Raw genomic sequence first — 24,726 nt, forward strand, 5'->3', positions numbered from 1 at the left:
CCCCGTCGAGGCACAAGTATCCGCCGTTCTGGACCGACCGACGTTCCGATTCGGTAACCTCTTTGGCCCCCGCTTCCGTCCGGTGTCTCGTGAGCGAGACGCGCCGACCGAGCGACGCCTGGTTGTACGGATGGGCGGCGGGGTACGCCTCGGTGGGCGCGGCGTCGGTGCTGGTTCCGCTGTACGCCATCGACCTCGGAGCGGGGGCGTTGCTCGTCAGCCTCATCGCCGCCACCGCGGCGTTCGCGGGCGTCCCCGGTGCGATTCTCTGGGGAAAGGCGGTCTCGCGGACCCACCGGCGGCGGCCGTTCATCCTCGTCGCCCTCGGTTCGACGGGCGGCGTCCTCCTCCTCGCGCCGCTCCTCTCCTCGCCGTGGACCGTGCTCGTCGCCAACGCGGCGCTCTGGTTCGTCGTCGCCGCGGCCGCGCCCGTGTTGAACCTCGTCGTCGTCGACGGCTACCAGCCGCACGAGTGGTCGGTCCGGTTCGGCAAACTGAACCAGTATCAGGGGTACGGTTGGTTAGCGGGCCTCGTCGCCGGCGCGCTGTGGTCCGCGCTCGCGGGGTCGGCGTTCGGAATCGCCCCCCTTCCGGCCAAGCGCCTGTTCTTCCTCGCCGCGGGCGTCGTCGCCCTCCTCGGGTTCGCCGCGGTGTACGTCCGCTATCCGGAGCGGCCGCGGCTGACCGAGCGCCGGTACGTCCGACTGCTCCGCCGCGTCCGGCAGGACGGCCTCGGCGGCAGTCGGTCCACGCGGGCCGTCCCGTTCGGCCCCGGCCGGGTGTACTGGGCGCTCCGCTCGCTCCGCCGGAACGGGCGGTCCGGCAAACCCGCGACCGAGCGGTTCTCGGGCGAACTGACGCGCTACCTCGCGGCGGCGACGCTGTTCTTCGGGGGGTTCGCCGTCTTCTTCGCGCCGCTGCCGTCGTTCCTGACGGACGTCGGCTACACCACCGACCACGTGTTCGCGCTGAACGTCGTCTCCGCGGCCGCCTCGGCGGTCGCGTACGCGCCCGTCGGGTCGCTCGCGGCCCGGTTCGACCGCTTCCGGCTCCAGACGGGGGCGCTGCTCTCCCGGGTCGTCGTCTTCCCCCTCGTCGCCGTCGTCGGGGGCGCCCTCGCCCCGCCGGGCGGACTGCTCGTCGTGGGCGCCCTGTTCGCCGTCATCGGACTCGCCTGGGCGTTCATCGCCGTGACGGCGACGGACATCGTCGCCGACCTCGCGGCGGAACCCGTGCGGAGCGAGGCGCTCGGCGCGTACACGGCGCTCGGGAGCCTCGGCGGCGGCGTCGGGAGCGCCCTCGGCGGCGTCGTCGCCGGCGGCGTCGGGTACGAGGCCACGTTCGCGCTGGCCGCCTGCTGCATCCTCGCGGCCGCCGTGGTCGTCGTCCGCGGCCGGCGGTCCGGACGAGGCGCGACGGGAAGTAGCGGGCTCTGAGGCGCGGCGACGCGGCCGGAAACGACGGGAAAAAGGACGCCGCGCTCAGTGCGCCGCGACGGCGTCGACCGGCGAGATCCAGATGACGAGTTCGCCGTCGCGCTTGATGACGCCCTCGATGGAGTCGTCTTTCTCTAAAGGCGGTTCCTCTATCTCGTCGGCGTCGACGCGGACGACTTGGTACACCTCGTCGACCAGCCACCCCACCGCGGCGTCGTCCTCGAACTTGCTGGAGTCGAAGATGACGATGCGCTTGGACTCTCCCTCGCCCGTATCGAGGTTCAGGAGGGCTTTCGGGTTGACGATAGACGTGGTGCGACCCCGGAGGTCCATCACGCCGTCGACGTAGGCGGGCGCGTTCGGGACGGCGGTCAGAGAGCCTCTGTCGACGATTTCGGAGACGTACTCGATGTCGACGCAGTAGGTCTCTCCGCCGAGTTTGAACTCGAGCACCTGTATCTCTCGGACGTCTTCGACCTCGTCGGCGTCGGGCACGGCAGCGGTCTGTGGTTCCTGCGACATGGTTAATCCCCCGTGACGCGCGAGCGTCACCGGCTTGGAAGAATCTCGCGTCAAATCGGGCATAAAGCTACGTACCCGATTATCAGACGTGAGTATCGTCGGGGAGCGTTTAAGACCCCTACTCCGGAAGAACGGGTAGAGATGAGCGGTCAGAAAAACAGAACGTCACCGACCGGTCGCGCGCCGCCCGCCGGGCCGCGGTGCCGTTCTTCGCGCGCCGAACGCGCGCACAGAGAACGAGGGGGAGGGTCGCGGTGAGCGCCGCATCCGAGTCGAACGCGGGGGGGAGCGCGACGCGCGCCGTCGTCGTCGACGACTCGCGGTTCATGCGGACGCTCATCCGCACGCTCCTCGAAGACGGGGGAATCGACGTCGTCGCGGAGGCGGAGAACGGGGCCGAGGCGGTCGACGTCGTCGCCGAACACCGCCCCGACGTGGTGACGATGGACATCGAGATGCCCGAGATGAACGGCATCGAAGCCGTCGAGGCCATCATGGAGTCGTGCCCCACACCCGTGTTGATGCTCTCGGCGCACGCGGAGGACGACGCCGACGTGACGTTCGAGGCCCTCGACGTGGGCGCCGTCGACTTCGTGACGAAACCCGGCGGCGAGGTCACCTCCTCGATGCCGCGCGTGAAGCGCGAACTCGTCGAGAAGGTCCGCTCGGCCGCGGCGGTGGACCTCTCGGCGACGCGGCGGACGGAGGCGCTGGGTCGCCGCGAGACGCCCTCGCGGGGCGGCAAGCGAGCCTCCCGACGGAGTCGGAGAAGCGGCGCCGACCGGACGGAGCGCGCGCCCGCGCCGTCGTCGCGTCGACGGGCGGCGTCGGACTCGCCGTACCCCGACGTGTCGACGCTGATACTCGGCGCGTCGACCGGGGGGCCGAACGTGGTCGAACGGGTCCTCGCGGACCTGCCGACGGTCGCGAACCTCAGAATCGTGGTCGTCCAGCACATGCCCGCGGGGTTCACGAGGCGGTTCGCGGACCGCCTCGACGCGCGGTCGGCGTACCGCGTCGCGGAGGCGACGGACGGCGAGCGAATCGGCGTCGGCGAGGCGCGCGTCGCCCCCGGCGGGTCGCACCTCGTGGTCGACCGCGACCGCGCGGGGCGACTCTCGCTGAAACTCACGGACACGAAACCGGTCCACGGCGTCAAGCCCGCCATCGACCTGACGATGGCCTCGGCCGTCGAAGCCGTCGAGGGACCCCTCGTCGGAACGCTCCTGACCGGGATGGGACGCGACGGGGTCGACGGCATGGGCCGTATCAACGCCGCGGGCGGGTACACGGTCGCACAGGACGAGGGAACGTCGGCTATCTTCGGGATGCCGAAGCGGGCCATCGAGGCGGGATGCGTCGACGCCGTCGCCCCCGCCGACGACATCGCCTCGCACATTCTGGCGGGACTGACGGAGGAGGAGTAGACGATGGACGAAGAACTCTACCAAGCATTCATCACGGAGTCGGAGGAGAGCATCACGCAACTGAACAACTCGCTCCTGGAGTTGGAGTCGAACCCCGAGGCCACGGATGCCATCGACGACATCTTCCGGCAGGCGCACACGCTGAAGGGGAACTTCGGCGCGATGGGCTTCGACAACGCCGCCACGGTGGCGCACGCCGTCGAGGACCTCTTAGACGAGATACGGCACGACCGACTGGCGGTGACGCCCGACCGCATGGACCTCGTCTTCGACGGGATGGACGAGATTCTCGAAATCCTCCGCGACATCGAGGAGCACGGCGAGTCCAAGAGCGACCCGACGGCCCTCGTCGAGGAGATACGCGCCGCCGCGCGGGCGGAGGACGCCGCGGGCGAGGAACCGTCGACGGCCGACGACGACGATGCCCCGAACGACGACGCCCTCGCCGTCGCGGCCGAGACCCTCGACTTCGAGAGCGACGAACTTACCGACGCCGAACTGCTGTATCACGCCGACATCGAACTGAACGCCGGCGAGATGAAGGGCGTCGACGCCGGCCTGTTCCTCGGCGGCGTGCCCGACGGCGTCGACGTCGTCGGGTCGGTCCCGGACATCGACAGCATCGAGGACGGCGAGTTCGACGACGGCTTCGCGCTGTTCGTCGCGAACGTCCCCGAGGCCGAACTCGGCCCGACGCTCGCCGGCCTCTGGAAGGTCGAGAGCGTCGAACTGACCGACGTGTCGGCCGTCCTCGCGGACGACCGCGACGCCGAGGCGGCCCTCGCGGACTCGGACGCGGAGGCGGATGCGGGCGCGGCCGTAGACGCGGACGCGGCCGAAGTCGACGCGGAACCGGTCGAATCGGGAGCCGCGGACGACGCCGAAGCCGAGGCCGCCGCGCTCGCCGAGACGTCCGAGGCGGACGCCGAACCGGACGCTGAGCCGGAAGAAGCCGAGGACGGCGACCCCGCCGCGGCGGTCGACCCCGCCGAGGCCGCGGAGGCCGTCGCGGCCGTCGAGGCCGCCTACTCCGGCGCCGAGTCGGAATCGGAGCAGGAGTCGGAGTCCGAGGACGGACGCGAGAGCGACCGCGACGCCGGCGGCGAGTCGGTTTCCGACGCCGACGGGGACGCGGGCGCGGCCGAGGCGACCGCCGCCGAGAGCGGCGCAGAGGGGAGTGCCGAGGGCGCCGACTCGCCCGCGCGCGACGACGCGGACGAGGAGACGAAGGCGGAGGGCGAGAAGAAACGGGAGAAGCGGGAGAAGGGACAGTCCATCTCCGCGGTCAAGTCCGTCCGCGTCGACGTCGACCAACTCGACGAACTGCACGAACTGGTCGAGCAACTGGTCACCAGCCGCATCAAACTCCGGCAGGCGATGGAGGGCGAAGTGGTGGACACGACGAGCGGCCTCGACACGCTCGACGAACTGGACAAGATTTCGACGAACCTCCAGAACACGGTGATGGACATGCGGCTCATCCCGCTGAAGAAGGTGTTCGACAAGTTCCCGCGACTGGTCCGCGATTTGGCGCGCGACCAGGACAAGCGGGTCCGGTTCACCGTCGAGGGCGAGGACATCGAACTCGACCGGACCATCCTCGACGAGATTTCCGACCCGCTGATGCACGTCCTGCGGAACGCCGTGGACCACGGCATCGAACTGCCGGACGAACGAGAGGCCAACGGGAAGCCGCGAACCGGGACGGTCGAACTCAGCGCGCACCGCGAGCACGACACGGTGGTCATCACCGCCTCCGACGACGGGAGCGGAATCAACGCCGACGCCGTGCGCGAGAAGGCCGTCTCGAACGGCCTCGCCACCCGCGAGGAACTGAACGCGATGCCCGACGAGGAGGTGTACGACTACATCTTCCACCCCGGCTTCTCGACGAACGAGGAGATAACCGACGTCAGCGGCCGCGGCGTCGGCATGGACGTGGTGAAGACCACCGTCGAGGCGCTCGACGGCTCCGCCAGCGTCACCAGCACGCCCGGCGAGGGCTCGGTGTTCACCATCCGCCTGCCCGTCTCCGTCGCCATCATCAAGGTGCTGTTCGTCCGCGTCGGAGACCGGGAGTTCGGCGTTCCCATCAAGTACATCGACGAGATTTCGCGGCGCCAGAAGGTCCAGACGATCAACGGCGCGGAAGTCGTCGTCCACGAGGACTCGCTGTTCCCGCTCATCCGCCTCCGGGACGCCCTCGACATCGACGTCGCCGAGGGCGACGGCGGGATGATCGTTCGCATCCGCCCGTCGGACAGACAGGTGGCGCTGCACTGCGACCACGTCACCCGGCAGGAGGAAGTCGTCGTCACGCCGCTGCAGGGACCGCTCGGCGGCACCCAGGGGCTCTCCGGGACGGCCGTCATCGGCGACGGAAACGTCATCCCCATCCTCGACGTGAGCACGCTCGAACTGCCGTCCGGCGGACGGGAGGCGCTGCGCGAGTGGACGCCGCCGTCCGACGGCGAGTCGGCCGAGGGGTCAGCCGACACCGACGCCGACGGGCCCGCCGAAGTCGAGGAGGCGGCGGACTGATGTCGCGCTCGGAGGCCTCCGACGAGGGGTTCCGACGGCTGCTCGACCACGTCGAGGAGTCGCTGTCGTTCGCGACGAGTTCGTACAACGACGCGTACCTCGACCGGCGAATCTCCGCGCGGATGCGCCGCCGCGGCGTCGACGGCTACGACGCCTACCAGTCGCTCCTGACCGAGGACGCCGAGGAGCAGCGGGCGCTGTTGAACTCGCTGAGCGTCAACGTCACCAGTTTCTTCCGCAACCCGGAGGTGTGGGAGGCGCTCCGCGAGGTGCTGGCCGAACTCGCCGAGAACGGGAACGGTCGAGTCCGCATCTGGAGCGCCGCCTGCTCGGACGGCCGCGAGGCGTACTCGCTTGCGATGCTGGCGCACGACGACGACCGCATCGACCCGAACCGCGTGTCGATACTCGGCACCGACATCAAACCCGAGATACTCGACGCCGCGCGGGCGGGCGAGTACCGCGCCTCCGAGACGAACGACGTCGCGGAGCAACTCGCGCCGCTCTCCGGGAACGACCGCTACGTCGAACGCGACGGCGACGTCTACCGCGTGAGCGAGGCGGTGAAGTCGCTGGTGTCGTTCGAGAAACACGACCTCGTGCAGGAGCGGCCGCCGGACACGTTCGACTTGGTGGTGTGTCGGAACCTGTTCATCTACATCAACAGCGAGGCGAAGCAGGCGATATTCGACACGCTGGGGTCGGCGCTCAGCCCGCACGGCTACCTCACCATCGGGATGACCGAGACGGTGCCGCCGTCCTGTCGCGACTGGTTCGAACCGGTCGAGAAACGGCTCCGAATCTACCGGAACGCGACGGGGTCTTCGACTCCGTGAGATAACAGATGAAGCCTGGCGAGACGAAGGTCGCGGACACGAACGGACGATTCCTGCAGGTGCGGCGCGGCGGGCGGAGTCTCAACGACGCCAACTGGACCAACGGGCGGATTCTCCTCTCGAATCAGCGGCTCATCCTCGCGGGCACCGGCGGGAAGCGGACGTTCGCGCTCTCCGACATCGAACAGATCGGCGGGCGGTTCGACGTGAACCAGCGCATCGCCACCGTCTCCGATTACCTCGCGCTCCGGTACAACGACGGTGAGGACGTGGTCCTCGTAGCGCCGGCGGACCCCGACGAGTTCGAACTCGACCTGTACGGGACGCTCCTGAACGCGACGAAGTTCCTCGTCCGCCACCCGGCCGTCGAGGGCGGCGTCGTCCAGAACACCGAGTGGGTCGGCGCGCGACTGAAAGTCGAGGAGGCGGGGGTCAGCATCGCCACCGTGGAGGGGTCGTTCGTCCACGTCAGACTCGACGACATCGGCGACATCGAGATGGGCCGACGGACGGTCCGCGAGGAGACGCGCGAGGTCATCGAAGTCGAGCACTCCTACGACGACGGGACGAGCGTGCAGACGTACATTTCGGGGCCGGAGCGCCCGGTGACCATCCTGAAGTCGCTGCTCCGAATCGGCGAGGAGCAGTCCGAGACGGCGCTCGAACTGTCGAAGCAGGACAAACAGGTTCTGATGGCGCTGTACTCCGGCGTCTCTCCCTTCGACATCCCGGCCTTTCTCGGCATCGACGTCGACGACGTCGAGGAACTGTTCACCCGCCTCATCGACCACAACGTCCTCGACGAGGTCCGCGTCCGCCACGAGGTGGAGTTGAACGCCCGCGGGCGCTCCATCGCCGCGGACGCCATCGACGACCAAGCCGCGAACATGTGAGCGGGCGGGCGGTGGTCCGGACCCGGCTTTTCGACGTTTCGAGCGCCTCCCTCCGACGAGAGCGACGTCGATAACCCTAAGACGGACTACCATGCGGATAAGCGAGGAGTACGCGAAGACGCTCAGCTATTAGTATATGTAGATTGACAAAGAGGGTGTGGAACGGCTGTACGTCTACAGCGGCGCTCTCGCGGTGATCGGGGTTTCCGTCGGGTCCCCGGCGGTGCGCTCGCTCGCCGCCGGTGACCGCAGTATTCCCGTACTGCTCGTGGCGGTCGGCGGGGGATGGATGGTCGTCGGTGCGGTCTACGAATCGCTGCGAACGGACCCCGACGAGTTTCGCGTTCCCGCCGCTGTGCTCTTCGCGTTAGTCGGCGCCGCCTGCCTGAGTCTCCTCGGAACGCTGCTCTCCGCGCTGTCCGGCGCGTGAGTGGCGTGCATCGAGCGGTCCACCGCGCAGAGACGACGCTCGAATCGGGCGGTCATACCCCCGACAGCATCGCGCCGGTCGCGGCGACCACGAGGAGACCGAAGAGGAGGAGCCACGCGGAACCCAGCCACGCCGCGCGTTCGCTCCCCGTCCACTCGAAGTCCAGCGCACCCCGTCCGCGGAAGAGATTGACGCCGATGCTGATGAGCAACCATCCGCCGCTACCCGTGACGAACAGCGCCAGCGAACGCTCGTTACTGAACGCCAGCGGCAGTTGACTCGCTCCGACGAGCACGCAGGTGAGACCGGTGAGGTGCGACCGCTCGACCGACCCGCGGAGGCGCGACTCGCTACCCGACGAATTGAGGAGGCGAGAGAGTCGATTCCGAACCATCACGGCGTGTCGTTCCGCCGTCACAATATCGTTTATCCCACGCGACGACCGAACGGCGCGGGCGTTCGCCACTGAGTCGAAAACTGAAAAATAGCCTCGAACGGAGCGTTCAGACGTTGACGCCTTCTATCTCCTCGTTGACCACGAACCTCCCCTGCGGCGTCAGTTCGCAGGGCAGTTCCGCGCCGGTGACGAGGTTGTCGTCGAACAGTTCGCCGAGGTGGTGTTCGAGTTCCGCGTCTTCGAGTTCCAGGAGCGACGCGAGGTCCACGTCCGACCCGGTGGAGTAGAGGCCGACGAGCACCTCCAGAGTCCCCTCTTCGATTTCGACGTCCCGCACGTCGCTTTTGATCCAGTGGTAGATGAGGCGGAGGTAGCGCCCGAGGATGTTCATCTTCCGGCGCGAGGCCATCGACATCTCCGAGGTCACCGTCTGGCCGTTCTCGACGTGTTGGACCGAGAGGACGAGTCGCTTCTCGTCGTCGATGGTCCGCTCGATGACCTCGAAGAAGATGACGGACGCGAGGTCTATCTCGAACGGGCCGTCGCCCTCGCCGAGCACGTCGTTGCCGGGGAAGACAACCGACTCGTAGTCGAGGTGGAGTCCGGTCTTGCGCTTCGGCGTGTCCATCACGCGGCCGCCCACCTTCGCGGGGTGTTTCACCAGCGTCGTCGACCCGTTCAGCGTCGCGCGGAACAACAGGAGAGAGAACTTCTCGATGGTCTCGCGGTCGCCGCCGATGACCGTCGTCCGCCGGCGATTGCCGACGATGTAGCCGACCATGACGGTGTAGTCGAAGAACTCCTCGACTTCCGGCGGCACCTGCCCGACCGCGATGTCGAAGATGGAGGTGATGGGCACCACCGTCTTCGTCCGCGAGGTGGCGAGGATGAGTCGCCGCTCGCTCATCAGGACGCGCCCCTTCACCGGTTCGAAGGTCGCGTCGCCGCCGGCGACGAAGTTCGCCACGAAGTCGACGATGATGGACTCGCCGTTCTTCGAGCGGCGGAGCTCCTTGCGCTTCCGCGCCTCCGCCGTCTCCCCGTCTTCGGCGGGTTCTTCTTTCTGCTGACGGTAGGCTTCGAGTAGGTCGTCGTTCCCGGGGGAGGCCGTCCCTCCGTCGGTCCGGAGTCCGCGCTCGCCGTCTCGGACGTCGTCCGGCGGTTCGAGCGTCGATGCGTCGGTCTGTCGGTGGGGTTCGTCGGTCATACGCTTATCAGTGCTCCCGCGAGCGAGGAGGTCATCACGGCGCTCGCACAGCCGATCCACACGAGCACCACGAAGTGGAGGTAGGCGTTCGCCTTGTGCCCGCCGTCGACCATCCGGATCATCAGGGACGACAGCAGGGCGTTGAACAGGATGATGAGCGCCAGCAGGAACTCGATGAACGGGATGTCGTACACGCCGGCGTAGATGAGTTGTCCGAACTCCAGTTGGTCGAGGTTCATCTGCGTCGAGAAGGAGGCGAGAATCTCGACGACTTCGAGGCCGATGAAGAAGGCGAACGACGCGGAGGCGGTGATGCCGTAGAGGACGCCGATGAGCGTGACCGTCGCCTGCTCGCGCTGGCGGCGGAGCTTGATTATCTCGTTCATGTTCCGCGAGATGAGTTCGCCGAGCTGTTTCGGTCGTCCCCCCATCTGCCGGCCGATGTTGTACATCTCGCTGAACTTCTGGATGAGATAGGAGCTGGACTCGGCGGTGAAGAAGAACCACGACCGCGTCGGCCCGATTCGCATGTTGAGCCGGACGTACAGCCGGTCTATCTCCCGCGAGAGGACGCCGAAATCCTTCGTCCGCAGCGTCTTCAGGACGGCCGTCGTCGTGCTCTGCTTGGCGCTCTCGGAGGCCCCCAGCGCGCGGATGAAGCCGGGGTACTCCTCGTCTCGCTCCTTGATGCGGTTCTCGTGCCGTCGGGCGATGATGCCCGGGATGGCCAGCGGGGTCAGCGGCGCGGCGATGAGCAGGGGGACGGGCGTGTCCAGCATGACGCCCCGCACCGCCAGACCGAGGGACCCGACGCCGGCCGTCCCGAGGGCGAGGACGCAGACGAGGACGAACGACAGCGCCACCGCGCCGTACAGCGCGATGTCTATCTGCCGGTCGGCCTTCGTCCGGTACTCGCTCTGGACGTACCACAGGGGGTCGTGCGGCGACATCGTCTTGATGACGTAGTAGAAGCCGAGTTGGACGAAGACGAACAGGACGATGACGGCGCCGATGGTCATCGTCGCGTCCGTCCCCGTCAGGATGGGGAGGACGATGGCGTTGATGACGGCGAACGTCATCGAGAGAATCATCGAGAGGTAGAGGTCCTTCATCACTTCGAGGTTGCCCAAGGCGCTCTCGTAGACGGTGATGTACTTCTGGACCATCGCGTTCTGCTCGCCGAGCAGGAAGTCGTCGATATCCTGCCCCGCGCTGAGCGAGTAGGCGAGTCTGTCGAGGAAGTCCGCGAGGGGCTTCGAGGGCACCTGCCGGGCGCGGCGCTCGCAGGCGTCGTCGAGCGACTGGTTCCACGTGTCGACGAGTTGCGTGATGCGCCGCATCTCGATTGCGAGTTCGCCGTACTCCTCCTCTCTCCCTAACTGGCGGAACACGGAGACGCGGTCGATGTTCGTTGTCGAGAGCACGGTCATGTGCGTGATGAGCAGGTGGAGTTGGTTCTCCAGGCCGCGGCGTTGCTCCTCGACGAGCAGGCGGGGGTACAGCACCGCGCCGGCGACGATGAGTACGCCGAGGAGGAAGACGGGGATGCGGACGAGCACCGGGAACGGAAGCGCGACGGCGCCGGCGAGGCTGACGAGGAAGAAGACGCCCGCGGGGGCGAGCACCGTCAGCGCGTACCGCCGGATGGGCATCGGCATCCGCTCGTAGGACTCGAGGACGGAGTCGAAGAACGCCCGGACCTGTCTGGTCTGCGCGCCGAACCCGTCCTCGGTGCCGGTGCTCGTCTCGGACATCGTCAGATCCTCGCCATGTCGAACGGGAGTCCCTCCGCGCCGTCGCGCTGGAAGGACTCGATGAGTTCGTTCACCTCGTGGTAGCCGGTGATGTTCTCCTGGATGGCCCGGCGGACGATTTCGGCGCGGTACTCGATGTCGTCGTATATCTTCCGCGTGTCGTCGTAGCCGAGCAGCGTCGCGATCTTCTCCTCCATGATGAAGGAGTTGTTCCGCCCTTGGAAGACGATCTCGTCCTCGACGGGGTCCCAGTAGAACGCCTCGCGGGTGACGACCCCGCCCATCTCCTTCGAGTAGCCCTCTATCTCCTGCACGCTCGTCACGCGCCGGAGCGTCTCGTTACCGCGCTTGACCCGGTTTTGGAACAGCGCGATGTCGCAGTTCGACATGAACGTCTCGGGGACGTTGATGGGGTCGCCGGTGAACCGCTGGATCATCGAGACGATGTCGCTCGCGTGGAACGTCAGCATCACGGGGTGACCCGTCTGGGCCGCCTGGAACGCCATGCGGCCCTCCTCCCCGCGCACCTCCCCGACGATGATGTAGTCGGGGCGGGACCGCAGGGCGGCCGCGACGAGGTCGAACATGTCCACCTCGGAGTCGGCGCCGCGCCCCTCGCGCGTGAGGAGTTGCTGCCAGGTGTCGTGCGGCGGGAGTACCTCGGCGGTGTCTTCGGCGGTGTATATCTTCGAATCTTGGGGGATGAACGAGAGGATGGCGTTCAGCGTCGTCGTCTTCCCGGACGCCGTCTCCCCGACGACGAAGATGGTCCGCTCGTTCTCCAGCGCCATCCAGAGGTAGGCGCACAGGTCCGGTGAGAGCGTTCCGAACTTGCAGATCTGGAAGACCGAGAGGGGAACGTCGTCGCCCTGACGGATGGTGAGGCTCGACCCCTTCAGCGACACGTCGTCGGAGTAGATGATGTTGATACGCGACCCGTCCGGGAGCGTCGAGTCGACGATGGGGTGGGCGTCGGAGACGGGGTCGCCGATGCGTTCGCCCATGTTCCGGAGCCAGTTGTCGAACTGCGCCCGCGAGTCGAACTCGACGGTCGTCTCCAGAAGGCCGTAGACGCCGTGGTCGACGTCGACCTGGTTGGGCCCGATGACGTGAATGTCCTCGTTCGCCGGGTCGCGCATGATGGGTTCGAGCGGTCCGAGACCGACGATGTCCCGCACGAGGCGGTACTGTATCTTCTCGTAGGTCTCCTCGGACACCTGAAGCGGACCGATGTCCAGCCGCTGGATGAGTTCGTGGACCTTCCCCGTCCGGGAGCCCTCCAGCATGACTATCTCCTCCAGCAGTTCCTGGATGCGGTCCTCGTACTCCACGTCGGCCTCGGGGGCGGGCTTGGAGACGGAGCGTTCGAGCAGTTTGTCCTTCACCTGGTCGAATATCTCCCGCTCGGCCTCGTCGAGTTCCGGTTCGATGGCGTAGTACTTCGTCGTCTCCCCGAAGTTGCCGTACACCTGCGCGTAGATGGGACCGCCGAGGTGGTAGATGACGTTCGGTCGGCGGGACTCGTACTCGCTCGACGCCTCCTCGACCAGCATCGGGAACTCGCCCGTGATCTGGCGGAACCGCTTGAGGTGTTCGCGCAGGTGACCCCACCGCATCGCGTGCTGTTTCAGGTCGTCCGAGAGCTTCGCGGAGCCGTGTTCGGTCGCCATCAGGCCACGCTCCTCGACTCGATGACGATGCCGATACCGGACCGAACCGAGAACCCGATTCGGTCGCCGACCTGTTCGCCCATCCCCGCGAACCGCTTGACGAAGATGTTCCGCCGCACGTCGTTACCGACTTCGACCATCTCCAACTTGAGGTAGACGTCGGCGATGGAGCGGAACGGACCGATGGCGTCCTCGTCGACCGTCGAGGGGTCGACGGTGAGGATGATGGTCTTGTTCTTCGTCGTCAGTTCGCGGAAGAAGGAGATGATCTCCAGGGCGGCCTGTCGCTCCTCGTTCTGGCGGACGAGGGCCTCGAACTGCGGGTCGTTGCGCAGGATGGCGTCGAACGTGTCGATGATGGTCACGTCCGCCTCCCAGAGCGTCTCGGCCTCCATCAGCCGCCGGAGGAGCTGTTTGCGCTCGGAGGCCGCGCCGCCGGTGAGGGCGCCGGAGGCGTCTATCTCGGCGGGGATGAAGAGCACCTCCTCGTCGAGCAGCGGTTTGACCATGTCGTACGACAGCGAGTGCATCTGGTCGAGGAAGCCGCGGACGCCCAACTCCGTGGAGATGAGCGAGGTGACGATGTCCTCGCGGCTGAAGCCGTAGGTGAACCGCTGGGAGAGAACGCTCTTTCCGGCGCCGTAGTCGCCCTCGATGAGGACGATGGCGCCGCGGGGAATCCCCCCGCCGAGTTCCTTCTGCAGGCGGTCGTGCTGTTGCAACCCGAGTGAGAACTGATTCGATTTCATTTATGTGTTGAACCGGAACGTCTCTTCGTCGCCGTCGACGACGAACGTCGCGCGGTGGTCGCCGGTGTCGAGGTCCAAGTCGCCGACGACGACTTTGACCACGCCGTGCGGTCCCCACGCCGACTCGCCGTCCGCGATAGTGACGGTGACGTTCGTCCGGTACCGCGCGTCGACGATGACGTCGAACGTCTGACCGGTCGCCGGGAGGGACCGGGTCCCGGTGTTCTTCACGTACAGCGTGAGCGTCCCGTTGGCCGAGTCGTAGACGTTCGGCTCCGGAGCGCTGAGTATCTCCACGTCCGTACGGATGTTGTTCGATACGTCCGCTCCTCTGTCGTCGAGGGCGCCGCTGATGTCCGTCACCGTGTTGATGAGGACGCCCGAGACGCCCGCCGCGATGACGAGGCTGGCGATGAACAGGATGAGCGTCGGCGCGGAGACGTCGGCCATCTAGTTCACCACCGTGGCGTTGGTGTCGCTCACGCCGTAGGCGGTGACGACCTTGACCGTCTCGGGTTTCTCGTCGGTCATGTACTGAAGGTGGAGCGTCTGCCCCGGCGCCCAGACGTCGGTGGTGCCGTCGTCGTCGACTTCGGCGACGTCGAACTGACTCGGGTCGACGTACTCGTTGTTGAGCAGGACGGAGGTGTCGTTCACCGACAGCGTCGTCGCGCCGGTGTTCTCGATTTGGAAGTTCACCGTGTAGCTGGTCGACTCGTTACCGGTGTACGTCGCCGACGCGACGTCGATATCCGTGTTCCGCTGTTCGAGTATCCGCTCGTCGTTCGCGTGTCTCGCGTCGGTGAGTTGCTCTGCGCTCCCCGCCGCCGCGGTGTACAGCGTCCCGGTGCAGACGAGCACGCCGAGGAAGATGATGGCGGCCGACCCGCTAACGCCGAAGCCCACGGGTCCCTCCTCGGTGCGACAGCGCCTCGGCGACGTCGCCGGCGAGGCGGCTGACGTACGTGAGGCTCTCCTTGTGGTGTTCGACGCGCAGGTCCTGCGGTTCCTCCGCCGTCGTCGCCGAGGCGGCGTTGCGGACGTGCGCGTTCATCTGTCGTTCGACGGGGCGGGAGATCCACTCCTGTTCGCGGTACTGGCGGAGCGCTCGGGCGGCGCCGATGGCGCCGCCGACGGAGACGAGGAACTGCGTCCACTCCAGCGCCACCGACTCGGCGACGTAACTCGCCGGGAGGGTCGCGAGGTAGACGTCGGCGTCCGCGTCCACCGTCGCCTCCGCCTCGGTGTCCGCACCCGCGTCCTGCGCGGACTGGGCCGCCGCGTCGGCACCGGTCGCCTCGGCCTCCGTCGCTTCCGGTTCGGCTTCGGTTTCGGCGAACTCGAAGGACCCCGCGTCCGATTCGGTCTCCTCGACCGACCCGTCGTCGAGTTCCTCCGCATCCGCCTCGTCCCCTTCGCCGAGGAGTTCCTCGGTCGTCGGCACGTCGGCGTCCCCGACCGCCAGGTCGTCGGCGTCGAGGGGTCCGTCGTCGACGTCCTCCTCGTCCCAGCCGTCGCCCTCCTCGTACTCGGCCTTCAGGTCGTCGAAACTCGACCCGCCGGCGGTCGATTTCTCTTCTTCCTCCTCGTCGCCGCCGATCGGGTCTTCCTCGCCGAGTATCTCGGCGGGGTCGTCCCGTTCGTTCTCCGCGAGTTCGTCCTCGGCGGCGAGTTCGGCCTCCTCGGCCGCCTCGTCGGCGTCGAGTTCGCCGAAATCCTCGTCGAAGAAGCTCTCGGCGTCCGCGCTGGCGACGGCGGGGTCGAGGTGTTCTTCCTGCTCCTCTTCGGCCTCGAACAGGCCGAACGACCCGCCGCCCTCCAGTCCGCCCATCTCGCGGGCGTCGTCGACGAACGGGTTGATGCCGCGGGTGACCATCTCGTAGATGTCGAGCAGTTTCCTGATGGTGTCGTCGAGTTCCTCGACGGTCTCGCCGATCTGTTTGTTCTCCTCGCGGACGGTGTTCATCCCGGAGGACGTCGCGCTGACCTCGTTCTCGAGGTCGGAGACGCGGTCTTCGAGGTCGGCGATGGCGTCGGGGTCGACGGCGCCGCCGCCGCTGAACTCGTCGTACTCCTCGTCCTCGTCGTCGAACCCCTCCAAGTCGTCTCCGAAGTCTCCGAAGTCGTCTCCGAAGTCCTCGAGGTCCTCGTCGAAGCCGAGGCCGTCGGTGGCGAGGCCCGTCCCCTCCTCCTCCGAACGCGTCTCCTCGTCCTCCCCGTGTATCCAGTCGGTCATTCCCATCCGACTCGCCTCCGCTGCGTGCGACGGGCCGTCTCGACCCGCGGGTCGTTCGACGGCGACGGACGGCCCTCACACCGCCGTCGCGTCGACTCCCGGCCGGACGAGTACTCCGACGTCGGGGAAACAGGTAGCATTGACTCAGATGAACAGTCATCGGTACAAGAATGTTCCCACCAAATTATCAGCCGTGATACGAAATTTCGGGGCGACTCGCCGCCGCGTTCGGCTGTCTTCGCGCGTGTGAGAAGAATTATCCGGGTGGAACCCCGATGAGCGAACCGATAGTCTACACGGAGTCATCATCTATGCCAGAGCTCGTCAAAACCGGAGTCGAAGGCCTCGACTCCATCCTCAACGGCGGCATCGTACGGAACGCCGCGGTACTCATCAGCGGCAACCCCGGAACGGGGAAGAGTATCCTCGGTCTCCAGTATCTCTACAACGGCGTCGACAAGTACGACGAGGGGGGAATCTATCTCACCTTCGAGGAGACCGAAGACGACATTCGCCAGGCGGCGGAGTCCATCGGTTTCGACCGCTGGTCGGAGTACGTCGAGGAGGGGAAGATCAAGGTGTACGACAAGCGCGCGCTCCTCCGGGACGGCGACTTCTCCGCCACGCTTGACCGCATCCTCGGCGACTTACAGGACACCTCCTACGACCGACTCGTCCTCGACTCGCTGACGATGTTTCAACTGTTCTTCGAAGAGGAGAAAGAGCAGCGACACTACCTCCTGAAGTTCATCGACATCCTGAAAGACAGCGGGCTGACCTCGCTTCTGACCACCGAACAGTCGGCCATCTTCCCCGAGACCGAAATCGGACTGGAAAACTTCCTCACCGACGGGAACATCTACCTGATTCAGAGCCCCGCCGGCGCGACGAGCAACCGGTACGTCTGGGTGGCGAAGATGCGGAAGCAATCTATCAAGAATTCGATGTTCCCCCTCGAAATTAATGAAGGAGGGATTCAGATCTACGAGCAGGCGGCCGGCTTCTCGATGGTCGGCGAGTCGCCGCCGTGGTTTGGCGAGGAAGGCGACTTAGAGTAGACGGCTCCGTTTTTTCGCGTTCGTCTGCGGCGTCCGTTCTCTCCTTGATAGCGCGACCGCTCGGCGGTCGAGTTCGCGAAGAAATTGAAAGATAGTCGAAAAGCGATGCGAAGGGAGACTGTCGAACTTAGAGTTCGACGGGGTCGCCCGCGTCCTTACCGGCGAGTTGCTGGGGCATGGTCAGGATGACCTGCGTCGTGCCGCCCGTTCGGCTCGTGATTTCGAGGGTGACCCTCTCGCCCGTGTTGAGGCCCTCATCGTGTTCAACTGTATCGTCCTGTGCTTCGATCTGCGAAGTGTTAATGGCCACTTCGTAGCGGTCGTTCATGCTGTTGAGCACGCCAAACGAGTCGTCGTCGTCCGTAACCTCCCAGAGACCGAACTCGTCAGCGTCTGGGATTCTAGCGGTGTCGGCTTCCTGAGTGCCTGCATCAGTTTCACCGTCCTTGGTCGACTGATTGGTTAACGTCTGCACAGTGGTTGAGCTCAGATACTTCACTGAGGTCTCGTTCATGTCGACGCTGCTAGAACCCGCGGCAAGGCGCACGGTTAGGTTGATACTACGAATGTTGTCGTCGCCAACGGTACCGTGGGTATTGAGCACTTCGACACGGTTGGTCACTTTGTCGACGCTCTGCTGTCCTGCGTCCTGTGCAGTCGCCTGCAGGAAGCCCGCGGTGTTCACGAGAACGCCCGCCGCAATCGCCGCGACAAGGACCATCGCGATGAACACGATGAGCGTACCGATACCGACCTGACCGCGGTCTTCTTTGCTGAATATGTTGTTGAACATTGTACTCACTTCTTAGAGGGCGATGGGGTCGTTGTCGTTCTTACCCGCGAGCTGCTGAGGCATCGTCAGGATGACCTGGCTGGAGCCGCCAGAGCGGCTGGTGATTTCGAGGTTGACGGTCTCACCGGTGCTGAGGCCCTTCATGGGGGTCTTCTCAACGACAGACGTGTTGATGATGATCTCGTAGCGGTCGCCCTGATTGCTGAGGACGGGGAACGAGGTGTCGTCGCCGTCTTCAAGCGCGTAGGCAGTGAACTCGGTTGCGTTGAGACCGTTGTTAGTCCCATCTGCGAGGGGATCTTTAGACGCGTTGACGTACCCGAGGCTCGTTCCAAGGTTGTTAGTCGTCGCGTTGTCGTACACAAGGTTTCGCGCCGTGCTTCCGCTCACGTACTTGATGGTTGTATCTTCCATCGAGACACTGCCGGAACCTGCCGCGAGGCGAACTGTCAGGTTCAGACTGTCAACTGTAAGCTCGCCATCTTCATCGTTCACGATGCCGTGCTTACTCACGACGTCGAGGCGATTCGTGACCTTGTCGACGCTCTGTGTCCCCGCGTCCTGTGCGGTGGCCTGCAAGAAGCCCGCCGTGTTCACGAGGACTCCGGCGGCGATCGCCGCGACGAGGACCATCGCGATGAACACGATGAGCGTACCGATACCGACCTGACCGCGGTCGGCTTCAAATTTTTCGAACATGTGTTTTGTGTATCTCCAGTTCGGTCCCCCACCCCCGTGCCGGAGGTGACGACCTACGACCCAGACAATCAGGGATGACTACATAATCCTACGGTCTCGATTATCCGCTGTGATAACAGCGTGTCGCACGGACGGAATACTCGGTCTTACGCGCGCACGCGTATGCTTAAGAACAGTTCGTTAACGGCTTACGGAACGATCGAAGGGAAAACGAAGAAGAGAGCGACGAGGACGCGTGTACGCGGGCTCAGTCCTGCGCGATCTTCCGCCAGACGTCGTCGAGTTTGTTCTTCACTTCGGGGCGCTCGGTCACCTGCACGTTGCACTCCTGCCCGTCGAACCGGATGACTATCTCGTCGACCTCGCGTCGGTAGACGTTCGTTCGCCGGTGCTCGTCCGAGAGGACCCTGTCGTGGAGTTCGAGGAGGCCGGCGGCCGTGAGTTCCTCGATGCGCCGATAGCACGTCGCGATCGGAATGTCGAGCATTTTACTGAACTCCTGTGCGGAGTGCGGTTCGTCCGCGGCGCGTAAGATATCGGGGTTGTATTCGTTGCCGAGCGCTGCGAGGGTCCTGTCAGACTCCATAGACGGAGATACGTCTGTCGTGAGTTAATGTGAATGTGTTGGTTATCCTACTGAGACGACGGACGACCGGTCGTCGATTAATCCGCTCGTAAGGCGCCCGGCGGCACGAGGCTTGCCCGCGCCGACGCGGGTCGGACCCGGCGATGGGCTTATTAGTTCGCCGGAGCCACCACCGAGCATGGCGTCCGACGACCCTCCAGACGAAGAACCCTCCCGCCGAGACGGCGAGGGCGTCGTCGGACCGGGCGAACTCGACTACACGGCGAGCGACAGCGTCGCGGACCTCGGCGGCGGTCGGTTCGTCGTCGCCACCGACCGGGACGGCACCCCGACGGTCGACGACGCCGAGGCCGTCGAGGACGACCGCTCGCTGGAGGAGCGCGGGAAGTTCGCCGCACAGCAGACGAGCAGGTACGTCTCCGACCGCGACGCCGCCTACGGCTTCTCGCTCACCGCCGCGTTCGACGGCTCCGTCGCGCACCGAGAACGCTTCTCCGACGACGTCGCCGCGGCGTTCGGGGACATCGCGACGTGGTACGCCGGACAGGTCGACACCGACGCGTCCGACGCCGAGGTGTTGGGAATCCTCCTCCTCGCCTCGAACACGGACGTGACGTTCCCGACCAAGGTGTTGGCGCCCGTGCTCCGGGAACACGGACTGACGCCCGACGACTCCATCGCGGACCTCATCGAAGCGCTGGCCGGCGAGGGACTCCGAATCCCGCCCTCCGAGCGGGACTGATAGTGTGAGGCGGTTCGTCGTCCGTTCCCCTCAGCGACCTGTCGTATCATCGCTGATAATGGGGGGGAAGGGTTTATAGCCGGATTCCCGGAAGGAGGGTGCATGGCAAGCACCGTACTGGTCGTGGACGACTCAGCGTTTATGCGAAACCTGCTGAAGCAACTGCTCGACGGCGAACACGAAGTCGTCGGCGAGGCGGAGAACGGCGTCGAAGCGGTCGAGAAGTACCGCGAACTCTCGCCGGACGTGGTCACGATGGACGTCGTGATGCCCATCCGGAACGGCATCGAGGCGACGACGGAGATCAAATCGCTGGACGCGAACGCGTCGGTCATCATGTGCACGTCCGTCGGACAGGAAGAGAAGATGCGCGAGGCCGTCGAGGCCGGCGCGGACGGCTACATCACGAAACCCTTCCAGAAGCCCAACGTCCTCCAAGCGATAGACGACGTGGTGAGCGTCGAGGCATGAACCTCGACGTCCAGTCGCTGCGCACGTTCAGCCGCCTCGCCCACTCGGGAGCGGAGCGAGCGGCCGGGTCGCTCTCGCAGCTCACCGGCGTCGAGACGTTCGTTAAGGTGACGAAGATAGAGGTGAGCACCCGCTCGGACGTCGAGCGCGAGTTCCGCGAACAGGACCTCGTGACGGTCCACATCGGGTTCAACGGCGGCATCGACGGGCGGACCATCCTCGCGTTCGACCGGGCGGAGGCGGTCCAACTCGTCGACGCCCTCGTCCCCGGCGCCGCCGACCACCCCGACGGGGAGATGGCGACGAGCGGGCTGAAAGAGCTCGGAAACATCATGCTCGGCGGCTTCCTCGACGGGTGGGCCGACTACCTCGACACCTCCATCGACATCACGACGCCGACGTTCGTCGACATCCAGACGGAGGGGGCGCTCGAAGACATCACCGGCGACTCCGGGTTCAAGATGGCGACGGGAGACGACCACGTCCTCGCGTTCCGGAACCAACTCGACACCGACGACCAGCAGGTGGGTTTCCACATCTACATGCTGCCGACTCACGACTCCATCGAGACCATCTCGCACGTCGCGGGCGAGGGGGGCGTCGGGAGCGTCCCCATCGAGACGTTCACGTCGTTCTCCGGGATGATATCCGACGGGGCCGAACAGGCCTCCGACGACCTGACGGCGATGACCGGCATGGAGTCGGTAGTCGAGGTCAGCCGACTCAACTTCGTCCCCATCGAGGCGGTGCCGATGCAGCTCACGGACGCGACGCGGAAGGGCGTCGTCTTGGAGTTCATGGGCACGCCGTCGGGCTACATCGCCATCCTGTTCGACGAGGCGTCGGCCGACAGCGTGGCCGACGCGCTCATGCCCGGGATGGAGGCGGACCCCGCGATGCAGCAGAGCGCTATCCAGGAGATAGGAAACATCGTCACCTCCGGGTTCATCGACGGCTGGGCGAACGCCTTAGAGACCACCATCGACATCTCTCCGCCCACCTACGTCGACGACATCGGCTCGGCCATCATCGACCCACTGGCGACCGAACTCGCCCAGGCGCAGGAGTACGCGTTCCTCATCGATTCGGCGATTCGGACCGCGAACGACGAGTTCACCTGCGACATCTACGCGCTCCCGAACGAGGCGGAACTCCGCGAGGCGCTGGACCGACTGGCGGCGGGAGCGCAGTCGACGCAGTGAATCCCTCGCACCCCGGTTTCGCCGTCCCGAACGGGCTACGATGAAAGTATACACGAGCACCACCACGACTGCACCCGCCGCGCGCGCCGAGCGAGAGCGCACGAAGGTCGGAATCGCCGACTTCGCCGTCGCGTCCGGCGACGCCACGCTGACCACGAGCGGTCTCGGGTCGTGCGTCGGCATCGCCCTCTACGACCGAGAGGCCGGAGTCGCGGGGTTGGCGCACGCGATGCTGCCCTACGCCGACGGGGACGCCACCGAGGCGAAGTACGCCGACACCGTCGTGCCGGCGCTCGTCCGGGCGATGGTCGAGGAGGGGGCGGAGCCGCGTCGGATGCGGGCCAAACTCGCCGGCGGGAGCACGATGTTCGAGTTCTCCTCCGCCGACGGCAGCATCGGCGACCGGAACGTCGCCGCGGCCAAGGAGGCGCTCTCCCGGCAGGGCATCCGCGTCGTCGCCGAGGACGTCGGCGGCGACCACGGCAGGTCGCTCGAACTCGCGGCCTCGACCGGCGCGTTCCGCGTCCGCAGCGCGCACGTCGGCGAGACGACGCTCTGAGCGCCGACCGCGCTCCGCGACGCTACAGTATCTGTTTTGATATTCGGCGGGGTGGGTTTATTCGTCGACTCACATGACAGATGGTCATGAATCGGCTCCGCTCCGCAGTGCGGCGCGTCGCGCGACGCGCCCGCGAGTTCTCCGCACCGAACGTCTCGCTCCCGACGCCGAACGCCGGCCCCGACGCCGGGGCGCTCGTCCCCCGACAGATTCGACGAAGCTACGCCAGAAAGCTCGCTTCGCTGTTTCTCGTCGTCATCGTCCTCTTCGCCGGCGTCGCGGCGTTCGAGTACCGGACGGTCGCCGCGGAGGTGCAGTCGAACGCCCACGCGGACGTCCAAGAGACGGCCAGACTGCAGGCGAACCAGCTCGGCGAGTGGATGCAGCAGCGCCGCGAGACGACCCGGATGCTCTCCTCCTACGAGATGTACGACACGCCGCCGTACATCCTGAACGAGAACCTGAAATCCGAGCGGACGAAGCTCCCCTTGGGCTACACCGCCATCCACTACGCGGACGCCCGCTCGGGCGACGTCGTCGCTAGCTCGAACGACTCGCTGGTCGGCGAACGACCGTGGGGCGACGCCGACTTCGTCTCCGAGGCCGGGTCGCGCTTCGCGGACGACGTGGTGCGGTCGGACCCGTACACCGCGCCCTCCGGCGAGCGGGTCGTCGCGTTCGCCTCCAGCGTGCCGAGTCGACCGAACGGGGTTCTCGTCGCCACCGTCGACGTGTCGGCGCTGGAGTCGCGGCTCGAAACGAGCATGAACGGCTCCGTCGTCACCGTGGTCTCCCAGACGGGAACGCCGATGTTCGCGTCGAACGGCGCCGAGGCGGCCGGACTCGACCCCGACAGCCCGATACTCTCGCGCGCGACCAGCGGGAAGTCCGGCGTCCTCGAACGGGAGGCCGACGGCGCGATGGACGCCGAGCACCTCCTCGCGTACGCGCCGTCCGGCGACGGCTCGGTCGTCCTCGTCTCCGTCCCGACGTCGACGGCGTACGCCCTGCAGGACACCGTCGGAACGCACGTCCTCCTCATCGTCGGCCTCGCCGTCGTCTCCCTGGCCGGCGTCGGCTACGTGCTCCGTCGCATCACCGTCAGACCGCTCGACGACCTCTCGCAGGCCGTCTCGCGGCTCCGGTCGGGCGAACTGGACGCGGAACTCGAAGCCGACAGAGAGGACGAGTTCGGCGAGGTGTTCGCGGGCGTCGCGCAGATGCGCGACGACCTGCGCGACCAGCGCGCCGACGCCGACGCCCACCGCGAGGTGATGGAGCGGACGGCCGCGGGCGACCTGACCGCGCGGATGGACGAGGACAGTCGGTCCCGCGAGATGGCGACCATCGCCGGGGCGTTCAACGGCATGATGGACGAGATGGAGTCGACCGTCGTCGCCGTCTCGCGGTTCGGCGAGGACGTCGCGTCGCTGAGCGACGAGGTGGCCGAGAGCACGGAGCGCGTCAGCGAGACGAGCCTGGAGGTCTCGCAGTCGATCGAGCAGATATCGTCGGGCGCCGAGGAGCAGAGCGAGAGCCTCACCCGCGTCACGCAGGAGGTGAACGACCTCTCGGCGTCGGTCCAACAGATCGCGTCGGCGGCCGACGAACTGTCGTCGCTGTCGGCGCGGACGGCCGACCGGGCGCGCGGCGGCGCCGACGCCGCCGAGGACGCCCTCGCGGGGATGGACGACATCCGCACCGAGACCGAACGCACCGTCGCCGAGGTCGACCGCCTCGACGACCGACTCGGCGAGGTGGGCGACGTCGTGGCGGTCATCACCGACGTGGCCGAGCAGACGAACGTGCTCGCGCTGAACGCGCAGATAGAGGCCGCGCGAGCGGGCGAGGACGGCGCCGGCTTCGCCGTCGTCTCCCGCGAGGTGAAGGCGCTGGCCGAGGAGACGCGCGACTCCGCGGCGGAGATTTCGGCTCTCGTCGAGGACATCGGCGAACAGCGAGAGCGGGTGGTCGAGCGGGTGGAGCGGATGCGCGACGGCGTGCGCGACGGCGCCGAGGACGTCGACGGGGCGCTCCGGTCGCTCGACGACGTCGTCGAGCGGATAGAGGAGACGGACGCGAGCGTCCGCGAGATAACCGACGCGACGGGCGGACAGGCGGCCTCCGCCCAGGAGGTGCTGGCGACGGCCGACGGGATAGCGAGTATCGCCGAGGAGATGGCCGGGGAGGCGGGCGCCGTCGCCACCGCCGCCGAGGGGCAGACGACGACGCTCGGCGGGGTGGACGACCGGATGCAGTCGCTGTCGGCCGACACCGGTCGACTGGTCGCCGTGCTCGACCGGTTCGAGACGCGGGAGTCGGCGGTCGAGGACGGAGCGCTCGACGGCGCCGGGGTCGGCGGCGACGCCGCGTCCGACCCCGTGAGCGGACCGGGCGCCGACCCGGCGCCGACCCCGACCGCCGACGGGGGACGCGTTCGGTCCGAGGCGGACTCGGCCGACGAGTAGACGCGGCGACCGCGAGACGTATTATCTCGACTGATATTCTCGGGGGCAAG

Annotated in this window: 24 protein-coding genes; 12 read left to right on the forward strand and 12 right to left on the reverse strand. The window is 66.6% G+C overall.

Annotation, left to right across the window (positions count from 1 at the left end):
- Positions 1 to 89 precede the first annotated feature (89 nt).
- Positions 90 to 1,436, forward strand: a complete 1,347-nt coding sequence (locus tag NDI79_RS02700; RefSeq protein WP_310926907.1) for an MFS transporter — start codon at positions 90 to 92, stop codon at positions 1,434 to 1,436.
- A gap of 45 nt (positions 1,437 to 1,481) precedes the next feature.
- Here NDI79_RS02700 and NDI79_RS02705 read toward each other — a convergent pair whose 3' ends face one another.
- Positions 1,482 to 1,958, reverse strand: coding sequence for a chemotaxis protein CheW (locus tag NDI79_RS02705; RefSeq protein WP_310926908.1), 477 nt, complete (start codon positions 1,956 to 1,958; stop codon positions 1,482 to 1,484).
- A gap of 326 nt (positions 1,959 to 2,284) precedes the next feature.
- On the opposite strand from NDI79_RS02705, the gene cheB reads away from it, so the two are divergent.
- From cheB to NDI79_RS02730, 5 genes are all read left to right on the forward strand, one after another.
- A complete protein-coding gene (cheB, locus tag NDI79_RS02710) occupies positions 2,285 to 3,385 on the forward strand; it encodes a chemotaxis-specific protein-glutamate methyltransferase CheB (protein WP_310927620.1) in 1,101 nt (366 codons plus the stop codon).
- Between the two features lie 3 nt (positions 3,386 to 3,388).
- The gene (locus tag NDI79_RS02715; protein WP_310926909.1) at positions 3,389 to 5,926 is read left to right on the forward strand and encodes a chemotaxis protein CheW; all 2,538 of its coding nucleotides are present in this window, start codon (positions 3,389 to 3,391) and stop codon (positions 5,924 to 5,926) included.
- Complete coding sequence (locus tag NDI79_RS02720; RefSeq protein WP_310926910.1) at positions 5,926 to 6,762, forward strand: CheR family methyltransferase; 837 nt, start codon at positions 5,926 to 5,928, stop codon at positions 6,760 to 6,762. The genes NDI79_RS02715 and NDI79_RS02720 overlap by 1 nt, the downstream gene beginning before the upstream one ends.
- An 8-nt stretch (positions 6,763 to 6,770) precedes the next feature.
- A complete protein-coding gene (locus NDI79_RS02725) occupies positions 6,771 to 7,655 on the forward strand; it encodes a CheF family chemotaxis protein (protein ID WP_310926911.1) in 885 nt (294 codons plus the stop codon).
- Positions 7,656 to 7,812: 157 nt separating this feature from the next.
- A complete protein-coding gene (locus NDI79_RS02730; RefSeq protein WP_310926912.1) occupies positions 7,813 to 8,085 on the forward strand; it encodes a hypothetical protein in 273 nt (90 codons plus the stop codon).
- Positions 8,086 to 8,137: 52 nt separating this feature from the next.
- Here the strand turns inward: NDI79_RS02730 and NDI79_RS02735 are convergent, their stop codons facing one another.
- The 8 genes from NDI79_RS02735 to NDI79_RS02770 all read right to left on the reverse strand — a co-directional run bounded on the left by NDI79_RS02735 (position 8,138) and on the right by NDI79_RS02770 (position 16,104).
- On the reverse strand, positions 8,138 to 8,479 hold the full coding sequence (locus NDI79_RS02735) for a hypothetical protein (protein WP_310926913.1): 342 nt from the start codon (positions 8,477 to 8,479) through the stop codon (positions 8,138 to 8,140).
- Between the two features lie 109 nt (positions 8,480 to 8,588).
- Positions 8,589 to 9,689, reverse strand: coding sequence for a CheF family chemotaxis protein (locus NDI79_RS02740; RefSeq protein WP_310926914.1), 1,101 nt, complete (start codon positions 9,687 to 9,689; stop codon positions 8,589 to 8,591).
- Positions 9,686 to 11,443, reverse strand: coding sequence for an archaellar assembly protein FlaJ (gene flaJ / locus NDI79_RS02745; protein WP_310926915.1), 1,758 nt, complete (start codon positions 11,441 to 11,443; stop codon positions 9,686 to 9,688). Before flaJ ends, NDI79_RS02740 begins: the two co-directional genes overlap by 4 nt.
- Positions 11,444 to 11,445: 2 nt before the next feature.
- On the reverse strand, positions 11,446 to 13,113 hold the full coding sequence (locus tag NDI79_RS02750) for a type II/IV secretion system ATPase subunit (protein WP_310926916.1): 1,668 nt from the start codon (positions 13,111 to 13,113) through the stop codon (positions 11,446 to 11,448).
- Positions 13,113 to 13,862, reverse strand: coding sequence for an archaellum protein ArlH (gene arlH / locus NDI79_RS02755; protein WP_310926917.1), 750 nt, complete (start codon positions 13,860 to 13,862; stop codon positions 13,113 to 13,115). The genes NDI79_RS02750 and arlH overlap by 1 nt, the downstream gene beginning before the upstream one ends.
- Positions 13,863 to 14,312 carry an archaellum stator protein ArlG gene (gene arlG / locus NDI79_RS02760; protein WP_310926918.1) on the reverse strand — a complete coding sequence of 150 codons (450 nt, stop codon included), beginning with the start codon at positions 14,310 to 14,312 and terminating at the stop codon, positions 13,863 to 13,865.
- On the reverse strand, positions 14,313 to 14,768 hold the full coding sequence (gene arlF, locus NDI79_RS02765) for an archaellum stator protein ArlF (RefSeq protein ID WP_310926919.1): 456 nt from the start codon (positions 14,766 to 14,768) through the stop codon (positions 14,313 to 14,315).
- Positions 14,752 to 16,104: a FlaD/FlaE family flagellar protein gene (locus NDI79_RS02770; RefSeq protein ID WP_310926920.1), complete on the reverse strand. Its 1,353-nt coding sequence runs from the start codon at positions 16,102 to 16,104 to the stop codon at positions 14,752 to 14,754. Before NDI79_RS02770 ends, arlF begins: the two co-directional genes overlap by 17 nt.
- 305 nt (positions 16,105 to 16,409) lie before the next feature.
- Between NDI79_RS02770 and NDI79_RS02775 the strand changes: the two genes are divergently transcribed.
- Entirely contained in the window at positions 16,410 to 17,156 is a 747-nt protein-coding gene (locus tag NDI79_RS02775) for an RAD55 family ATPase (RefSeq protein ID WP_310926921.1), read from the forward strand.
- A 127-nt stretch (positions 17,157 to 17,283) separates the two neighbouring features.
- On the opposite strand, the gene NDI79_RS02780 is transcribed toward NDI79_RS02775, so the two are convergent.
- The 3 genes from NDI79_RS02780 to NDI79_RS02790 all read right to left on the reverse strand — a co-directional run bounded on the left by NDI79_RS02780 (position 17,284) and on the right by NDI79_RS02790 (position 19,234).
- On the reverse strand, positions 17,284 to 17,949 hold the full coding sequence (locus NDI79_RS02780) for an archaellin/type IV pilin N-terminal domain-containing protein (RefSeq protein WP_310926922.1): 666 nt from the start codon (positions 17,947 to 17,949) through the stop codon (positions 17,284 to 17,286).
- 12 nt (positions 17,950 to 17,961) lie between these two features.
- Positions 17,962 to 18,648: an archaellin/type IV pilin N-terminal domain-containing protein gene (locus NDI79_RS02785; RefSeq protein WP_310926923.1), complete on the reverse strand. Its 687-nt coding sequence runs from the start codon at positions 18,646 to 18,648 to the stop codon at positions 17,962 to 17,964.
- A 247-nt stretch (positions 18,649 to 18,895) separates the two neighbouring features.
- Positions 18,896 to 19,234, reverse strand: a complete 339-nt coding sequence (locus tag NDI79_RS02790; RefSeq protein ID WP_310926924.1) for an ArsR/SmtB family transcription factor — start codon at positions 19,232 to 19,234, stop codon at positions 18,896 to 18,898.
- Between the two features lie 178 nt (positions 19,235 to 19,412).
- On the opposite strand from NDI79_RS02790, the gene NDI79_RS02795 reads away from it, so the two are divergent.
- The 5 genes from NDI79_RS02795 (at position 19,413) to NDI79_RS02815 (ending at position 24,676) form a co-directional block, all read left to right on the forward strand.
- On the forward strand, positions 19,413 to 19,976 hold the full coding sequence (locus tag NDI79_RS02795) for a DUF7500 family protein (protein WP_310926925.1): 564 nt from the start codon (positions 19,413 to 19,415) through the stop codon (positions 19,974 to 19,976).
- 102 nt (positions 19,977 to 20,078) lie between these two features.
- The gene (gene cheY / locus NDI79_RS02800) at positions 20,079 to 20,447 is read left to right on the forward strand and encodes a chemotaxis protein CheY (protein WP_310923330.1); all 369 of its coding nucleotides are present in this window, start codon (positions 20,079 to 20,081) and stop codon (positions 20,445 to 20,447) included.
- Positions 20,444 to 21,649 (forward strand): chemotaxis protein CheC, encoded by a 1,206-nt coding sequence (locus tag NDI79_RS02805; RefSeq protein WP_310926926.1) that lies wholly within the window; start codon positions 20,444 to 20,446, stop codon positions 21,647 to 21,649. Before cheY ends, NDI79_RS02805 begins: the two co-directional genes overlap by 4 nt.
- A 40-nt stretch (positions 21,650 to 21,689) precedes the next feature.
- Complete coding sequence (locus NDI79_RS02810; RefSeq protein ID WP_310926927.1) at positions 21,690 to 22,208, forward strand: chemotaxis protein CheD; 519 nt, start codon at positions 21,690 to 21,692, stop codon at positions 22,206 to 22,208.
- Between the two features lie 86 nt (positions 22,209 to 22,294).
- A complete protein-coding gene (locus NDI79_RS02815; protein WP_310926928.1) occupies positions 22,295 to 24,676 on the forward strand; it encodes a methyl-accepting chemotaxis protein in 2,382 nt (793 codons plus the stop codon).
- Positions 24,677 to 24,726 lie beyond the last annotated feature (50 nt).

The sequence above is a fragment of the Halogeometricum sp. S3BR5-2 genome (assembly GCF_031624635.1).
In the GTDB taxonomy this organism is placed as follows: domain Archaea; phylum Halobacteriota; class Halobacteria; order Halobacteriales; family Haloferacaceae; genus Halogeometricum; species Halogeometricum luteum.

What these genes read in the sequence shown, in the direction of transcription:
- cheB (WP_310927620.1), top strand. Translation starts at nt 2,285, where the DNA reads ATGCGGACGCTCATCCGCACGCTCCTCGAAGACGGGGGAATCGACGTC.
- arlH (WP_310926917.1), bottom strand. Translation starts at nt 13,862, where the DNA reads ATGAAATCGAATCAGTTCTCACTCGGGTTGCAACAGCACGACCGCCTG.
- NDI79_RS02715 (WP_310926909.1), top strand. Translation starts at nt 3,389, where the DNA reads ATGGACGAAGAACTCTACCAAGCATTCATCACGGAGTCGGAGGAGAGC.
- NDI79_RS02725 (WP_310926911.1), top strand. Translation starts at nt 6,771, where the DNA reads ATGAAGCCTGGCGAGACGAAGGTCGCGGACACGAACGGACGATTCCTG.
- NDI79_RS02805 (WP_310926926.1), top strand. Translation starts at nt 20,444, where the DNA reads ATGAACCTCGACGTCCAGTCGCTGCGCACGTTCAGCCGCCTCGCCCAC.
- NDI79_RS02750 (WP_310926916.1), bottom strand. Translation starts at nt 13,113, where the DNA reads ATGGCGACCGAACACGGCTCCGCGAAGCTCTCGGACGACCTGAAACAG.
- arlG (WP_310926918.1), bottom strand. Translation starts at nt 14,312, where the DNA reads ATGGCCGACGTCTCCGCGCCGACGCTCATCCTGTTCATCGCCAGCCTC.
- NDI79_RS02780 (WP_310926922.1), bottom strand. Translation starts at nt 17,949, where the DNA reads ATGTTCAACAACATATTCAGCAAAGAAGACCGCGGTCAGGTCGGTATC.
- NDI79_RS02810 (WP_310926927.1), top strand. Translation starts at nt 21,690, where the DNA reads ATGAAAGTATACACGAGCACCACCACGACTGCACCCGCCGCGCGCGCC.
- NDI79_RS02735 (WP_310926913.1), bottom strand. Translation starts at nt 8,479, where the DNA reads ATGGTTCGGAATCGACTCTCTCGCCTCCTCAATTCGTCGGGTAGCGAG.
- flaJ (WP_310926915.1), bottom strand. Translation starts at nt 11,443, where the DNA reads ATGTCCGAGACGAGCACCGGCACCGAGGACGGGTTCGGCGCGCAGACC.
- NDI79_RS02785 (WP_310926923.1), bottom strand. Translation starts at nt 18,648, where the DNA reads ATGTTCGAAAAATTTGAAGCCGACCGCGGTCAGGTCGGTATCGGTACG.
- NDI79_RS02740 (WP_310926914.1), bottom strand. Translation starts at nt 9,689, where the DNA reads ATGACCGACGAACCCCACCGACAGACCGACGCATCGACGCTCGAACCG.
- NDI79_RS02790 (WP_310926924.1), bottom strand. Translation starts at nt 19,234, where the DNA reads ATGGAGTCTGACAGGACCCTCGCAGCGCTCGGCAACGAATACAACCCC.
- NDI79_RS02705 (WP_310926908.1), bottom strand. Translation starts at nt 1,958, where the DNA reads ATGTCGCAGGAACCACAGACCGCTGCCGTGCCCGACGCCGACGAGGTC.
- cheY (WP_310923330.1), top strand. Translation starts at nt 20,079, where the DNA reads ATGGCAAGCACCGTACTGGTCGTGGACGACTCAGCGTTTATGCGAAAC.
- NDI79_RS02775 (WP_310926921.1), top strand. Translation starts at nt 16,410, where the DNA reads ATGCCAGAGCTCGTCAAAACCGGAGTCGAAGGCCTCGACTCCATCCTC.
- NDI79_RS02795 (WP_310926925.1), top strand. Translation starts at nt 19,413, where the DNA reads ATGGCGTCCGACGACCCTCCAGACGAAGAACCCTCCCGCCGAGACGGC.
- NDI79_RS02770 (WP_310926920.1), bottom strand. Translation starts at nt 16,104, where the DNA reads ATGGGAATGACCGACTGGATACACGGGGAGGACGAGGAGACGCGTTCG.
- NDI79_RS02815 (WP_310926928.1), top strand. Translation starts at nt 22,295, where the DNA reads ATGAATCGGCTCCGCTCCGCAGTGCGGCGCGTCGCGCGACGCGCCCGC.
- NDI79_RS02720 (WP_310926910.1), top strand. Translation starts at nt 5,926, where the DNA reads ATGTCGCGCTCGGAGGCCTCCGACGAGGGGTTCCGACGGCTGCTCGAC.